This window comes from Methylobacterium ajmalii (assembly GCF_016613415.1).
Lineage (GTDB): Bacteria > Pseudomonadota > Alphaproteobacteria > Rhizobiales > Beijerinckiaceae > Methylobacterium > Methylobacterium ajmalii.
The window spans coordinates 1,837-15,795 of record NZ_JACWCT010000067.1 but is presented as its reverse complement, the minus strand read 5'-3'; the positions used below and the strand labels follow the sequence as shown (position 1 = coordinate 15,795).

The window sequence follows — 13,959 nt, the reverse complement described above, 5'->3', positions numbered from 1 at the left end:
ATGGTATATTATATGTATTTGCGAATATTCTAGATGCGTCCTCAGGGTGAGGATGGCCCGAACAGCGGATGTCTTCGAGGGCGGGTATCGGCGGAAATGTTGCAATGGAATGGCCGAGGATCAGGAAAGATACAGTTCGACATCTTTGGCCTGAGGCTCGATCTTGGTGCAATGGATTGTAGTAAGAACTTGGATATCTAACCGAGCCGTTGGGCTCGCACAAGTGGTTGAATTGCCTCGACGGGTTTGGCACCATGGCGTGTGATCTGCGGCCGGTCTCCGCGCGTAGAGGAGTCGCCATGCTCGTTTCGGGGATCTACGGGGAGCCGTCGTGCCAGGGCGCCGGACCGGTCGCGGTCGCCGCCGTGGTGCCGGAGCCGCTGGAGGTGCTCCTGGAGCGCATCGAGCAGGGCATCCTCGACCTCGCCCGGGGGGCCGACCCGCGCGAGGCGATGCACGCGCTCCGCAGCAGTCTGTCGGACATCTGCGCCCTCACCGAGGCCGACCCGAGGACCCTGCAGGCGGTCGAGCGCGTGGTGAGCGCGGGCGAGCGGCTGGCCGAGATCGAGGACACCTCGCTGCGCTCGCGCGCCGCCGCGGCCGCGCGCGGCGCCGCGACCCGGGCGCGCAAGCGCTTGGCCGCCGCCCTGGTCGGAACCCGTCCGAGCCGGATCGCCATGAGCCTCGGCCGGGGCTGGTGACCGACCGGCCTTTCTCGATCAGGCGCTAACGCGCAGGCGCCCTGCAGCGCCTGCGCTGGTTCGCGCGGGTGGGGCGCGCCACATTGCGGCCATCCCCACCCGGAGACCCCGCATGAGCAGCCCCGCCCTGTTCCAGCCCCTGCGCCTCGACGGCCTCGAGCTTGAGAACCGCATCATCGTCGCGCCGATGTGCCAGTATTCGGCCCGCGACGGCGAGGCCACCGACTGGCACATGATGCATCTCGGCCAGCTCGCGATGTCGGGCTCCGGGCTCCTGACACTGGAGGCGACCGCGGTCTCGCCGGAGGCGCGGATCACCCACGGCGACCTTGGCCTGTGGGACGACGGCACCGAGCGGGCGCTGGCGAAAGTCCTCGACGCGGTGCGCGACTACGCGCCGGTGCCGATCTGCATCCAGATCGCCCATGCCGGCCGCAAGGCGTCGAGCGAGGCGCCGTGGCGCGGCGGCCAGCAGGTGGCGCCGGATTCTCCCCATGGCTGGCTGACCGAGGCGCCGTCGCCGCTTGCCCATGCCGAGGGCGAGGTCGCGCCGCGCATGCTCGACCGGGAGGACATGAAGCGCATCCGCGACGGGTTCGCGGCCACCGCCCGACGGGCTGCGCGCCTCGGCATCGAGGCGGCGGAGATCCATGCCGCGCACGGCTACCTGCTGCACCAGTTCCTGTCGCCGCTCGCCAACCGGCGCAGCGACGAGTACGGCGGCAGCCTCGAGAACCGGATGCGCTTTCCCCTCGAGGTGTTCGACGCGGTGCGCGAGGCGTTTCCCGCGGGCAACCCGGTCTGGGCCCGGGTCTCGGCGACCGACTGGGTCGAGGAGGGCTGGGAGGTCGAGCAGACCATCGCGTTCACGCAGGCCCTGAAGGCGCGGGGCGCCGCCGCCATCCACGTCTCGACCGGCGGCGTCTCGCCCCGCCAGAAGATCGCGATCGGCCCGGGCTACCAGGTGCCCTTCGCCGAGCGGGTGCGGGCGGCGACCGACCTCGTCACCATCGCGGTCGGCCTGATCACCGAGCCGCGCCAGGCCGAGGCGATCCTGGTCGAGGGCAAGGCGGACGCGGTCTCGCTCGCCCGCGCGATGCTCTACGATCCGCGCTGGCCCTGGCACGCCGCCGCGGAACTCGGCGCCCGGGTCCGGGCGCCCAAGCAGTACTGGCGCTCGCAGCCCCACCACCTGAAGGACCTGTTCAAGGAGGCGAGCTTCGGCCAGCGCTGAGGCGGGCTCCGGCAGGGCGGCCTCAGCCGTCCTGCTCCTCCAGCAGGATCTCGCGCTTGCCGGCATGGTTGGCGGGGCCGACGATGCCCTCGCGCTCCATCCGCTCCATCAGCGAAGCGGCGCGGTTGTAGCCGATCTGCAGGCGGCGCTGGATGTAGCTCGTCGACGCCTTCTTGTCCCGCAGCACCACCGCCACCGCCTGGTCGTAGAGATCGGCGCCCGGCTCGCCGAAGCCGCCCTGGTCCATGACCGGCGCGTCCGGCTCCTCCTCGCCCTCCTCGGCGGTCACCGCCTCCAGATACGAGGGCCGGCCCTGGCGCTTGAGGTGGGCGACCACCTGCTCGACCTCGTCGTCCGAGCAGAACGGGCCGTGCACGCGGGTCGTGCGCCCGCCGCCCGCCATGAACAGCATGTCGCCCTGGCCCAGCAGCTGCTCGGCGCCCATCTCGCCCAGGATCGTGCGCGAATCGATCTTGCTCGTCACCTGGAAGGAGATCCGGGTCGGGAAGTTCGCCTTGATCGTGCCGGTGATCACGTCCACCGACGGGCGCTGCGTCGCCATGATCAGGTGCAGGCCGGCGGCGCGCGCCATCTGGGCCAGGCGCTGGATCGCCCCCTCGATGTCCTTGCCCGCCACCATCATCAGGTCGGCCATCTCGTCGACCACGATCACGATGTAGGGCAGGGGCGCGAGATCCATCATCTCGTCCTCGTAGACCGCCTCGCCGGTCTCGCGGTCGAAGCCGGTCTGGACCGTGCGGGTGATCACCTCGCCGCGCGCGCGCGCCTCCGCCACCCGGGCGTTGAAGCCGTCGATGTTGCGAACCCCGAGCTTCGACATCTTCTTGTAGCGCTCCTCCATCTCGCGCACCGCCCATTTGAGGGCGATGACCGCCTTCTTGGGGTCGGTGACGACGGGAGAGAGCAGGTGCGGGATGCCGTCGTAGACCGACAGCTCCAGCATCTTCGGATCGACCATGATCAGGCGGCACTCTTCCGGGGTCATCCGGTAGAGCAGCGACAGGATCATGGTGTTGATGGCGACCGACTTGCCCGAGCCGGTGGTGCCGGCCACCAGCAGGTGGGGCATGCGGGCGAGATCGGCGATGATCGCCTCGCCGCCGATGTTTTTCCCCAAGCAGAGCGCGAGCTTCTGCTTGGTCTCGGCGAAGGCCGGGGAGGCGAGGAGCTCGCGCAGGTACACCGTCTCGCGACGCGCATTCGGCAGCTCGATGCCGATGGCGTTGCGGCCCTGCACGACCGCGACGCGGGCCGAGACGGCCGACATCGAGCGGGCGATGTCGTCGGCGAGCGAGATGACGCGACTCGACTTGGTCCCGGGCGCCGGCTCCAGTTCGTAGAGCGTCACCACCGGGCCGGGGCGCACGGCGAGAATCTCGCCGCGCACGCCGAAATCCTCCAGCGTCGATTCGAGCAGGGTGGCGTTCTGCTCCAGCGCGTCGGTCGAGACCGCGGCGCTCGGCGCCGGGTGGCGCGGCTCGGCCAAGAGCGTCAGCGCGGGCAGATCGTAGGAATCCGGCGAGGCCGGCCCGGGCGCCGGGGCTCGGCGGGTCTGGATCGGCGAGGGAGGGGGCGCGACCCGGCCGCGGGGTGCGGCCTCGGCGGCGAGCCCGTCCTCGTCGTCCTCCGGCTCGTCCTCGAAGGCCGGCTCGGCCCGGCGCGGGGCGCCATCCGCGAAGACCGGCTCGCGCCGCCCGCCCTTGGCTGGAGGTTTGGGCGCGCCCTTGGCGCCGGGGCGCGCGGGCGCCTCGGCCTCGGGCTCGTCCCAGGCCTCGCCGTCGCCGGGCTCGGCGAAGGCGCGGCGGGCGGCGAGCGCGGGCGAGTTGCCGGCATAGGGGTCGTGGCCGGCCTGGCGCCAGGAGCCGTCGCGGATCGAATCGACCCGCTGGGTCACCGCCGCCTTGGCGCTCATCGCGAGGTGCGCCAGCGCCCCCAGGGAGGCGAGGCCGATCCCGGGCGATTCGTCGTCGTGCGAGGCCGCCGGGCCCCGGCGGCCCTGGCGCTCGTCGTAGCGGCTCACCACCGGGGCGTAGCTCTCCGCCTCGTCGTCCCCGTCCTCGTCCTCGATCAGGCCGAAGCCGCAGGAGCCGGTCAGGCTGATCACCGCGACCGCGGCGTAGAGAAAGCCCGCGAAGGCCCCGGCCGGCCCGGCGATCGCCTTGGCGGCGCCGAGCAGCGCGTCGCCGGCGACGCCGCCGAGGCCGGTCGGCAGCGGCCAGCGCGCGGTCGGCGGCAGCGCGCTCGCCATGCCGCTCGCCGCCCCGAAGCCGATGATCCAGAGCACGATCCGCAGCTGCATCCGGGCGAGGCGGTGGGTGCGCAGCAGCCGCATGCCCCACACGGCCGGGGGCAGCGCGAAGGCCAGCGCCCCGAGCCCCAGGAGCTGCATGCCGAGATCCGACACCACCGCGCCGCCGAAGCCGAGCAGGTTGCGGGCGGCGCGCGAGGTGGCGTGGTTGAGGCTCGGGTCGTCGATCGACCAGGTCGCCAGGGCGACGGTGAAGCACGCCGCCCCGACGAGCAGGGCGAGGCCGGTGACCTCCGTCGCCCGCCGCGTCAGGAACGCGCGGAGCGTGTCGATGAGGCCATCGTAGGGCGATGCCGAGCGACGAAGCGAACGCATGCGGGACGATACCGGGTACGCGGAACTGGACCGTGAGGATGGGGCGGTGCGGTTAATGGTGGTTTAAGGCTAACCGGATCTTGCAACTTGGCCGGAGGGTGGCGGGAAGGTGCTGGCTCTGCTGGACTTTTCCGGGCGACCGGATCAAATCCCGTCATGAACGCGTGAGGCGCCCCTGCCCGCTCCCGTCCTGTCCGATCCCGAGACCGCGCGGGCGGCACGGATCGTCGTACGGCACCTCGTTGGGCGCGACCCGGTGAAGGACGTCGTGCTGTTCGGCAGCCGCGCCCGCGGCACGCATGATGATGACAGCGATGCCGCCCTCGCCTTGATCCTGAGCGGTCCGACCGGCGAGCGCTACCGGATCGCCGGCGAGATGGCGGAGATCGCCTTCACGGTGATGCTGGAAACGGGCGTCCTGGTGCAGGCCGTCCCGCTCTGGAAGGACGAGTTCGAGCGGCCGGAGGCCTTCAGCAATCCGGGGTTGATCGCCGCGATCAAGCGGGACGGGCTTCGCTTGTGCCCGGGCGAGCCACTCCTGCCCGCTACTTGCAGAAAGCCGAGCGAGCGGCGCGATCGGCCCGGATGCTTCTCGCGGCCGGCGATCTCGATGGCGCGTGCAATCGTGCGTACTACTCGATGTTCGATGCGGCCCAGGCAGCATTGCTGGCTTCGGGGCATGCCGTCGCCGGGTCCGGAAGCGAGACCCATCGCAGCCTGATCGCGGCCTTCGGGAGGGACCTGGTTCAGACCGGGTACGTCGACGCCGTCTTCTGACGGGCGCTCCACCGCGTGCATGAAATCAGGATGCCGGCCGATTGTACCGCGGAGCCGCCCGGCCAGGACGAGGCAGCTTGGGCTGTCGCTCGGGCAGAAGCCTTGCTCGTGGAGTTGCGATCCAAGATCGGGTCCTGAGGACCGCCGTGCTTCCGTGAACCGCTGACGACCGGTCGGTTCAAATAGAAGAGAGCCCCGGTGCAACGGCACCGGGGCTCTCTCTACGCATGTGTTCTGCGGCATGTGCGGCCGGGGCGCACCCGCCCCGGCCGCCGAGCCTCAGTAGTTGTAGGCCCGCTCGCCGTGGTCGGCGAGGTCGAGGCCCTCGCGCTCCTCGTCCTGCGTCACCCGCAGGCCGACGACAACGTCGACGATCTTGTAGAGGATCGCCGAGCCGACGCCCGACCAGACGATGGTGAAGCCGACCGCCTTGGCCTGGGCCAGGAAGGCCGGGCCGAACTCGTAGGCCGCGGCGACGAGCTCGCCGGGCTTCGCGGCGTAGTCCGGGGCGCCGACGCCGCCGAGCGCCGGGTTGACCAGGATGCCGGTGGCGAGCGCGCCCAGGATGCCGCCGACGCAGTGCACGCCGAAGACGTCGAGGGAGTCGTCGTAGCCGAGCGCGTTCTTGACGGTCGAGCACATCACGAAGCAGACGGCGCCGGCGACGAGGCCGAGCACGATGCAGCCCATCGGGCCGGCGAAGCCGCAGGCCGGGGTGACGGCGACGAGGCCGGCGACCGCGCCCGAGAGCATGCCCAGCAGCGAGGGCTTGCCCTTGGCGGCCCACTCGACGAGGAGCCAGGACAGGCCGGCCGCCGCGGTGGCCACGAAGGTGTTGATCATCGCGAGCGCGGCCGAGCCGTTGGCCTCCAGGTTGGAGCCGGCGTTGAAGCCGAACCAGCCGACCCACAGCAGCGAGGCGCCGATCATCGTCATGGTGAGCGAGTGCGGGGCGAGCAGGTCGCGGCCGTAGCCGATGCGCTTGCCGAGCATCAGGCAGCCGACGATGCCGGCGATGCCCGCGTTGATGTGCACCACGGTGCCGCCGGCGAAGTCGAGGGCGCCCCACTTGAATAGTAGGCCGGCATCGGCGTTGACGGCGTCGAGGGCGTCCTGCGCCGCCTTCTTGGAAGCCTCGTCGGTGGCCGCCGCCAGCGCCTTGGCGGCGTTGCCGACCGCATCCGGGCCGCCCCAGTACCAGACCATGTGGGCCATCGGGAAGTAGATGAACACCAGCCACAGCAGGCTGAACAGCATCAGGGCCGAGAACTTCATCCGCTCCGCGAAGGCGCCGACGATCAGCGCCGGGGTGATCATCGCGAACGTCATCTGGAAGCAGATGTAGACGTATTCGGGGATGACGACGCCGTTCGAGAAGGTGGCGACGGTCGAGTTGGCGTCGACGCCGCGCAGGAACGCCTTCGAGAAGCCGCCAACGAAATCGTTGAGGCCGCCGCCGTTGGTGAAGGCGAGGCTGTAGCCGAAGAACACCCAGACGATGCAGGCGAGGCTGACGATCGCGAAGACCTGGGTCAGCAGCGACAGCATGTTCTTGGTGCGCACGAGGCCGCCGTAGAACAGCGCCAGGCCGGGCACCGACATCATCAGCACCAGCGCCGACGAGATCAGCATCCAGGCGGTGTCGCCCTTGTTGGGCACCGGGGCCGCCGCGGCGGCGGCCGGCGCCGCCTCGACCGTCGGCGTCTGCGCCAGGGACGGCTCCACCAGGAGGAGCGCCAGCGCGGCGCCTCCCAGGCCCAGAGCCAGGACGTTGCGAAGCTTCATGGAAGAAAAACTCCCGATGGAATAAGGCGATGGCGTGAAGGGGGCGGCGGGGCGCGGGACCGGGCCCCGCCCGGGCAGCGCCCTAGAGGGCGTCGACGTCGGTCTCGCCGGTGCGGATGCGCACGGCCTTCTCGAGCGGCATCACGAAGATCTTGCCGTCGCCGATCTGGCCGGTGCGGGCGGCGGCCGCGATGGTGTCGACGACGTTCGACACGAGGTCGACCGCCACCGCCACCTCGATCTTGAGCTTGGGCAGGAAGCTGACGGCGTACTCGGCCCCGCGATAGATCTCGGTGTGCCCCTTCTGCCGGCCGTAGCCCTTCACTTCGGTCACGGTCAGGCCGTGCACGCCGATGCTGGTGAGGGCGTCGCGGACCTCCTCCAGCTTGAACGGCTTGATGATGGCCATGACGATCTTCATGGGACGAGCCCCCTTTCGATTGGCGCTCCCGCCGGCTTGCGCCGGGTCGGGGCATGATCCGGCGCCATTCGCGAACCCGTTCGGGTCCCGGCACCGGTCTCAAGGGAAGCTAATCAAGGAACGTGCCAGCACGCGGATCGCCCGTTGCGGCTACGCTGCCCGGTTCCTGGGCCGATTGCGGAGATTGAAGCCGCTCCCGGCGCCATTGCAGTTCAAAAAATCAGCATGTGCCTGGGAATAAGGCAGTGGACGTCAGGCCTCGGGCTCCGGCGGCGTGCGCTTCTCGCGGATCATGCCCTCCTGGGCGACCGAGGCCACGAGCGTGCCGTCGCGGGTGAAGATCAGGCCGCGGGCAAAGCCGCAGCCGCCGGAGGCGCTCGGGCTGTCCTGGGCGTAGAGCAGCCACTCGTCGGCCCGGAACGGGCGGTGAAACCACAGGGCGTGGTCGAGGCTCGCCGGCTGGATCTCGCTCTCGAACACCGTGCGGCCGTGCGGGCTGAGCGAGGTGTCGAGGAGCGTCATGTCGGAGGCGTAGGCCAGCACCGCCTGGTGGATGGCGGGGTCGTCCGGCAGCCGCGAGGTCGCCCGGATCCAGACGTGGAAGCGCGACGAGCCGGGCTTGCGCTCGCCGTAGCGCTCGAGCTCGACCGGGCGCAGCTCGATCGGCCGCTCGCGCTCGAAATAGGCCCGGACCGGCTCGGGCATGCGGGGCATCACCGAGGCCTTGAGCAGGCCCTCGCCCGGCAGGTCCTCGGGCATCGGCACCGCGGGCATCGGGGCCTGGTGGTCGAAGCCCGGCTCCTCGACGTGGTAGGACACCGACATCGAGAAGATCGGCCGGCCGTGCTGGATCGCCACCACCCGGCGCGTCGTGAAGCTGCGGCCGTCCCGGATGCGGTCGACCTCGTAGACGATCGGCACCTTCGGGTCGCCGCCGAGCAGGAAGTAGGCGTGGAGGGAGTGCGGCCGGCGCTCCGCCGGCACGGTGCGGGTCGCCGCGACGAGGGCCTGGCCGATCACCTGGCCGCCATAGACCCGCTGCCAGCGGTCCTTCGGCGAGCGGCCTCGGAAGAGGTTCTGCTCGAGCGTCTCCAGGTCGAGGATGTCGAGGAGTTCGGCGACCGCGCGCAAGGGAAGGTGTCCGGGCTTGGAGGGGGGAGGGGCGCGTAGCTGACGCAGGCCGATGCGCGCCGTCAAGCGACGCGCGGCGCCGCCCGACGTGCTAAGAGCCGTGCCCGACGGATGTGCAGCGGGCGGTCACGAGATGGCGCAGGGTGAAGGCGTGAGCGGGCGGCGGGCGGCGGCGCGGGAGATCGTGGTCGCGGGCGGGGGGCTGCCGGGGCTCGCTCTGGCGCTCGCCCTGCGCCAGACCCTCGGCGAGGCGGTGCGGATCACGGTCTGCGACCCGGCCTTCGGCCGCGCGGACGCCCCCCGGGACCTGCGCGCCTACGCGGTGGCGGCGGCCGCCCGGCGGATGCTCGCGCGCCTCGGCGTCTGGGACGCGGTCTCCGCGAGCGCCCAGCCGATCCGCGAGATGGTGATCACCGACAGCCGCCTCGCCGACCCGGTGCGGCCGACCTTCCTGACCTTCGAGGGCGAGGTGGCCGAGGGCGAGCCCTTCGCCCACATGGTCGAGGGCGGCGGCCTGCTCGCTGCCCTGCGGGACGCCGCCGTCGCCGCCGGGGTGGTGCTGGAGGCGAGCCCGGTCCAGGCGGCCGTACCGGAAGCCGACCGCATCGTCGCGCGCCTGCCGGACGGGCGCGCGCTCCGCGCCGACCTCGTGGTGGCGGCCGACGGCGCCCGCTCGCGCCTGCGCGAGGCCGCCGGCATCGGCTGGGTCGGCTGGTCCTACCCGCAATCGGGCATCGTCGCGACGGTGGCGCACGAGCGCGACCACGAGGGCCGGGCGATCGAGCACTTCCTGCCCTCCGGCCCCTTCGCGGTGCTGCCGCTTCCCCCCGGCGGCTCCCTCGGCCACCGCTCCTCGATCGTCTGGACCGAGCGCCAGGCCGACGTGCCGGCGCTCCTCGGCGGCGGGCCGGAGGAGGCCCTGATGGAGGTCGAGCGCCGCTTCGGCCTGGCGCTCGGACGCATTGCCCTCGAATCGCCGCTCAAGGCCTACCCGCTCGCCTTCGGCATCGCCCGGCGCTTCGGCGCCAGGCGCCTGCTGCTGCTCGGAGATGCCGCCCACGTCATCCACCCGATCGCCGGCCAGGGCCTGAACCTGGGCCTGCGCAGCGCCGCCGCCCTGGCGGAATCCCTCGCCGACACGATGCGCCTCGGCCTCGACCCCGGCGGCCCCGAGGCGCTGGAGGCCTACGAGCGCAGCCGCCGCTTCGACACCCTGGCTATGGGGGCGGCCACCGACGGACTCAACCGCCTGTTCTCCACCGACGCCCTCCCGGTGCGCCTCGCCCGCGACCTCGGCCTCGGCCTCGTCGACCGGATGCCGGGCCTGAAGCGCCTGTTCATCCGCGAGGCGGCAGGCCTGCGCGGGCGCCAGCCGCGGCTGATGCGGGGGGAGGCGTTGTAGGGGGACGGACCGTCCCCGCGCGCCGCAGCCGGGACGGGCTCACCCCGCCTGCCGGTCGTCCGCGTCGATCCTGTAGGTCGCCGCCGTTCCCTTCCGGGTGCGCTTGGCGACGTAGAGCGCCGCATCGGCCTGCCGCAGGAGCCTGTCGCGGTCTTGCCCGGCCGTGCTCGACCACGCGATCCCGATCGTTCCCGTGACGCGAGCGATGTGGCCGGGACCTTCCATGACGATCTCGAGGTCGTGCAGGAGGCGCTGCACCGTCCGGTCCACTCCCACGCCGTCGACATCGGCGGGCAGCACGACGGCGAACTCGTCGCCCCCCAGCCTCGCCGGAAAGCTCCCGGCATTGCAGGAGGCGCGCAGCCGATCGGCGACCCGGCGCAACACCGCGTCGCCCGCGGCATGGCCGAGGGCGTCGTTGACGCCCTTGAAGCCGTCGAGGTCGATCAGCAGGACGGCCACGTCGCCGTCCGCGGCGCGTGCGTCCCGCAGCCGGGCATCGAGAACCCGGTGAAACTCGACGCGGTTGGCCAGCTGAGTCAGGTCGTCGGTGCGGGCCAGATGACGCAGACGCTGCTCCAGGTCGTGACGCTCGGTGATGTCCTGGATCAGGCCGATGAGGGCGACCGGCTTGCCCTTGGCGAGCTCGATCTCGCACGAACACCGCACGCGCCGCGCATTGCCCTTGGCGGTGACGAAATCGGCATCCAGTTCGAACGGCTCGCCCGTCTCCAGCGTGCGCATCACCGCGGCGACGAACGCGGTGCGGTCGGGCTCGGGAAAGTAGTGCAGGATGTCCTCGCCCGGGACGCCGGCGGCGACGGGGCGTTCGTGGATGGCGAAGACACCGTCCGACCACTCCGTCGACCGCTTCTCGATGTCGTATCGGTACGATCCCATGTCGGCCATGCGTTCGGCCTGCTTGAACTGGCGCCGCTCGCGCTCCAGCCGCTCTGCGGTCCGACGGTGCTCCTCCGCGGCCTCGGCGGCGCGAAGCGCGACGGACCGGGACTCGATCAGCGCCTCCGCGAGGCAGGCCAGTCCCTCCAGAACCTCCAGGTCGATCGGCGTCGGCTCGCGCGGTCGCGCGTCGAGGACGCAGAGCGTCCCGACCGTCACCGGGTCGCCGCCGGGCCGCTGAACGCGAACCGGGACGCCGGCGTAGAAGCGGATGTTCGGTGCGCCCGTGACGAACGGGCTCCCGGCGAAGCGGGGATCGAGGCAGGCATCCGCGACGACGAGCGGCGCCCCGGTCTCGACCACGACCGGGCAGAACGCCCCGTCCCGCGGGGTCTGCGGGGCGAGGGGCCCGCAGCGGGCCTTGAACCACTGGCGCTCCGGGGCGATCAGGGTGATCGAGGACATGCCGGTGCCGAGCATGCGTTGTGCGAGCTTCGCCAGGGCATCGAACTCGCGCTCGGGCGGCGTATCGAGGAGGGCGATCTCGGCCAGGGCCTTTTGCCGGAGCGCCTCATGCTGATCGTCCGACATGCGCCGTTCCGCCCCCACATCGCCTCGCCGAGGCGAGAACGCGACGATGTCTTACGCCGAACGGGTTTAACCGCTCGTGACGTTGCCGGGGGGACGGCGTCTGCCGAAAGCTCTGAAGGCCTTACCGCGGCGCTGGCCCCCTCGAAGGGAGGTATCCGCTCGCATCTGCCTATGTCGTCGAGCGGATCGGCGACGGTCCTCCCGTCCCGATTATCCCCTCGTCTCGGCACGGGGCGCGGGGCGGACATCGCCGGCCTGCGCAAACGGTCGATGACGCTCGTTTCCCTCGGCGAAAACCCGAGCCGATCCGGGCTCCGAGCGCCTCAGCGCAGATCCCCCGCATGGCGCACGGCGAAATGCGTCAGCTCGGTCAGGGTCCCGAGCCCGAAGCGCTGGCGCAGGGCCGCGCAGGCGTTGGTCACGGTCTTGTAGCTGACCGACAAATCGTCGGCGATCGCCGTGTAGCCCCGACCCTCGGCCAGCAGCGTGAGGACGCGGCGCTCGCGCGGGGTGAGGGCGCCCAGCATCGTCCGGCGCGGGTCGGCCTGGAGCAGGGCGACCTCGGTGGCGAGCGTCCCGTCGAGGTAGGGCCGGCCGGCCCGGACCTGCTCGTAGGCCCGGACCAGGTCGCCGGCGGGCGCATCCTTGAGCACGTAGCCGACGGCGCCGGCGGCGAGCGCCCGGGCCACCACCGCCGGATCGGCATGCATGCTGAACACCATCATGCGGGTCGCGGGCGCCCGCTTGCGCACCCGTCCGATCAGCGCGAGGCCGCCGAGGTCGCGGCCCGGGAAGGTGAGGTCGATCACCGCCACGTCCGGCCGGTGGCGCAGGATCGCCCGGTAGCCCCGGCACAGGCTCGCGGCCTCGCACACCTCGGCGCCGGTGTCTTCCAGCAGCCGGCTGGCCCCGCGCAGCACGATCGGGTGGTCGTCGACCACGACGATGCGGGTCACGGCGATGCCTCCTCGGGAGTCTCGGGGCCGGCGGGCAGCACGATCCGCAGGGCCGTGCCGGGCATGCGCGGGACGAGCGCCAGCCGGCCGCCGAGCGCCTCGACCCGCTCGCGCATGCCGGCGAGACCCCGCCCCCCGGTCCGGTCGTCGCCCCGGTCCGGCCCAAGGCCGGCGCCGTCGTCCTCGACGGCGAGGCGCACGCTGCCGTCGGCCTCCTCGGCGACCGCAACGCTCACCCGCTCCGCCCCGGCATGGCGGAGCGCGTTGGTCAGCCCCTCCTGCACGCAGCGATAGACGGTCAGGTCGACGAGGTCGCCGTAGCCGTCCTTGAGCGGCGCGAAGCGGCCCTCGACCGCGATCTCCGGGTGGTGCCGGGCGGCCTCGCGCACCAGGAGCTCGAGGCAGCGGGCGAGCGGCACCTGGCCGAGCCCGGCCGGGCGCAGGCGGTTGAGGAGCGCCCGGTTGATGGTCTGCACCCGCTTGACGATCGCCGCGATGTCGTCGGTGCGCTGGGTCAGGCGGCCGCGCGCCGGCTCGTCGAGGGTCGTGGCGATGCGGGCGATCGAGGAGGAATTGGCCTCGAGCGCGAACAGGCACGGGCCGAACTCGTCGTGGAGTTCCAGCGCGGTGCGCCGGCGCTCGTCCTCCTCGGCGGTGAGCAGGCGACGGTGGAGCCGCAGGTTGGCGGCCCGGGCCGCCCCGAGCGCCTCGGCGAGGCGGTTGAACCGGGCGGCGATGACGGCCAGCTCGCGGGTGTCGGGCCGGTCGACCCGGGCGCCGTAATCCTGCTGCTCCAGCCGGGTCAGCCCGGCGGCGAGCTGGGCGAGTGGGCTCAGGATTCTCCCGAAGGCGACGTAGAGGATCGCCAGCATGGCGAGGCTGAGCGACAGGCCGGTGAGACCCAGGGCCAGGGCATAGCCCCAGACCTCGTCGATCTCGTCGGAGGGTTCGGCGGTGACGAGCGCCGTGCCGATGCGGACGCCGCGCAGCACCAGCGGCACCTCGTGGCGTTGCGCCGGCGGGGCGATCAGCGCCGCGAACCAGCCCGGGGCGCGCCGCCGGCCCTCATGGCGCGGGCCGGTCCCGGCCGGCTGGTTCGCGGCATCGAGCAGGGTCACCCGGACGTGGCGCAGCCCCTGGAAGCGCAGCGCCAGGGTGCGGAACAGGCCCGGCAGGGGGGCGTCCTGAAGGGCCTGCAGGGTCTCGGCCACCAGCGGCTCGACCACCGCCAGCGAGGCCGCGGTCTCGACCTCGGTCGCGCTGCGCGCCTTGTGGATGATGACCGCCCCGGAGATCGCCGCCGCGACGAGGTCGATGAGGACGACCACCACCATCAGCCGCGCCCGCATCGGCCGGCCCGACCACAGGGCGGGTACCAGCCCGCGTCCGGCGGCGGCGCCGGCCGGCCCCGGACGGT

General features: G+C 72.1%; 11 protein-coding genes and 1 pseudogene. 5 read left to right on the top strand and 7 right to left on the bottom strand.

Features of this window, described 5'->3' with window-relative positions; genetic code table 11:
* The first annotated feature begins 299 nt into the window (after positions 1 to 299).
* Together HPY23_RS12900 and HPY23_RS12895 are read left to right on the top strand one after the other, a co-directional pair.
* Positions 300 to 701: a hypothetical protein gene (locus HPY23_RS12900; protein ID WP_091890790.1), complete on the top strand. Its 402-nt coding sequence runs from the start codon at positions 300 to 302 to the stop codon at positions 699 to 701.
* A 112-nt stretch (positions 702 to 813) separates the two neighbouring features.
* On the top strand, positions 814 to 1,935 hold the full coding sequence (locus HPY23_RS12895; protein WP_091890793.1) for an NADH:flavin oxidoreductase/NADH oxidase: 1,122 nt from the start codon (positions 814 to 816) through the stop codon (positions 1,933 to 1,935).
* Between the two features lie 22 nt (positions 1,936 to 1,957).
* Here HPY23_RS12895 and HPY23_RS12890 read toward each other — a convergent pair whose 3' ends face one another.
* Positions 1,958 to 4,579, bottom strand: coding sequence for a DNA translocase FtsK (locus HPY23_RS12890; protein WP_200649620.1), 2,622 nt, complete (start codon positions 4,577 to 4,579; stop codon positions 1,958 to 1,960).
* A gap of 256 nt (positions 4,580 to 4,835) precedes the next feature.
* Here HPY23_RS12890 and HPY23_RS34070 point away from each other — a divergent pair.
* Positions 4,836 to 5,000, top strand: a pseudogene (locus tag HPY23_RS34070) (nucleotidyltransferase domain-containing protein); the annotation flags it as partial.
* A gap of 164 nt (positions 5,001 to 5,164) precedes the next feature.
* The gene (locus tag HPY23_RS34065; RefSeq protein ID WP_200602153.1) at positions 5,165 to 5,356 is read left to right on the top strand and encodes a hypothetical protein; all 192 of its coding nucleotides are present in this window, start codon (positions 5,165 to 5,167) and stop codon (positions 5,354 to 5,356) included.
* A 279-nt stretch (positions 5,357 to 5,635) separates the two neighbouring features.
* Here HPY23_RS34065 and HPY23_RS12875 read toward each other — a convergent pair whose 3' ends face one another.
* The 3 genes from HPY23_RS12875 to tesB all read right to left on the bottom strand — a co-directional run bounded on the left by HPY23_RS12875 (position 5,636) and on the right by tesB (position 8,693).
* Positions 5,636 to 7,141, bottom strand: a complete 1,506-nt coding sequence (locus HPY23_RS12875) for an ammonium transporter (RefSeq protein WP_060847330.1) — start codon at positions 7,139 to 7,141, stop codon at positions 5,636 to 5,638.
* 82 nt (positions 7,142 to 7,223) lie between these two features.
* Positions 7,224 to 7,562, bottom strand: a complete 339-nt coding sequence (locus HPY23_RS12870) for a P-II family nitrogen regulator (RefSeq protein WP_048450383.1) — start codon at positions 7,560 to 7,562, stop codon at positions 7,224 to 7,226.
* A 252-nt stretch (positions 7,563 to 7,814) separates the two neighbouring features.
* Positions 7,815 to 8,693 carry an acyl-CoA thioesterase II gene (tesB, locus tag HPY23_RS12865; protein ID WP_091888954.1) on the bottom strand — a complete coding sequence of 293 codons (879 nt, stop codon included), beginning with the start codon at positions 8,691 to 8,693 and terminating at the stop codon, positions 7,815 to 7,817.
* 133 nt (positions 8,694 to 8,826) lie between these two features.
* On the opposite strand from tesB, the gene HPY23_RS12860 reads away from it, so the two are divergent.
* Positions 8,827 to 10,095, top strand: a complete 1,269-nt coding sequence (locus tag HPY23_RS12860) for an FAD-dependent monooxygenase (protein ID WP_091888952.1) — start codon at positions 8,827 to 8,829, stop codon at positions 10,093 to 10,095.
* A gap of 39 nt (positions 10,096 to 10,134) precedes the next feature.
* Here HPY23_RS12860 and HPY23_RS12855 read toward each other — a convergent pair whose 3' ends face one another.
* The 3 genes from HPY23_RS12855 to HPY23_RS33040 all read right to left on the bottom strand — a co-directional run bounded on the left by HPY23_RS12855 (position 10,135) and on the right by HPY23_RS33040 (position 13,921).
* On the bottom strand, positions 10,135 to 11,586 hold the full coding sequence (locus tag HPY23_RS12855) for a diguanylate cyclase domain-containing protein (RefSeq protein WP_091888950.1): 1,452 nt from the start codon (positions 11,584 to 11,586) through the stop codon (positions 10,135 to 10,137).
* A 323-nt stretch (positions 11,587 to 11,909) separates the two neighbouring features.
* Positions 11,910 to 12,542, bottom strand: coding sequence for a response regulator (locus HPY23_RS33045; protein WP_060847335.1), 633 nt, complete (start codon positions 12,540 to 12,542; stop codon positions 11,910 to 11,912).
* Positions 12,539 to 13,921, bottom strand: a complete 1,383-nt coding sequence (locus tag HPY23_RS33040; RefSeq protein WP_200649622.1) for an ATP-binding protein — start codon at positions 13,919 to 13,921, stop codon at positions 12,539 to 12,541. Before HPY23_RS33040 ends, HPY23_RS33045 begins: the two co-directional genes overlap by 4 nt.
* Between the last annotated feature and the right edge of the window lie 38 nt (positions 13,922 to 13,959).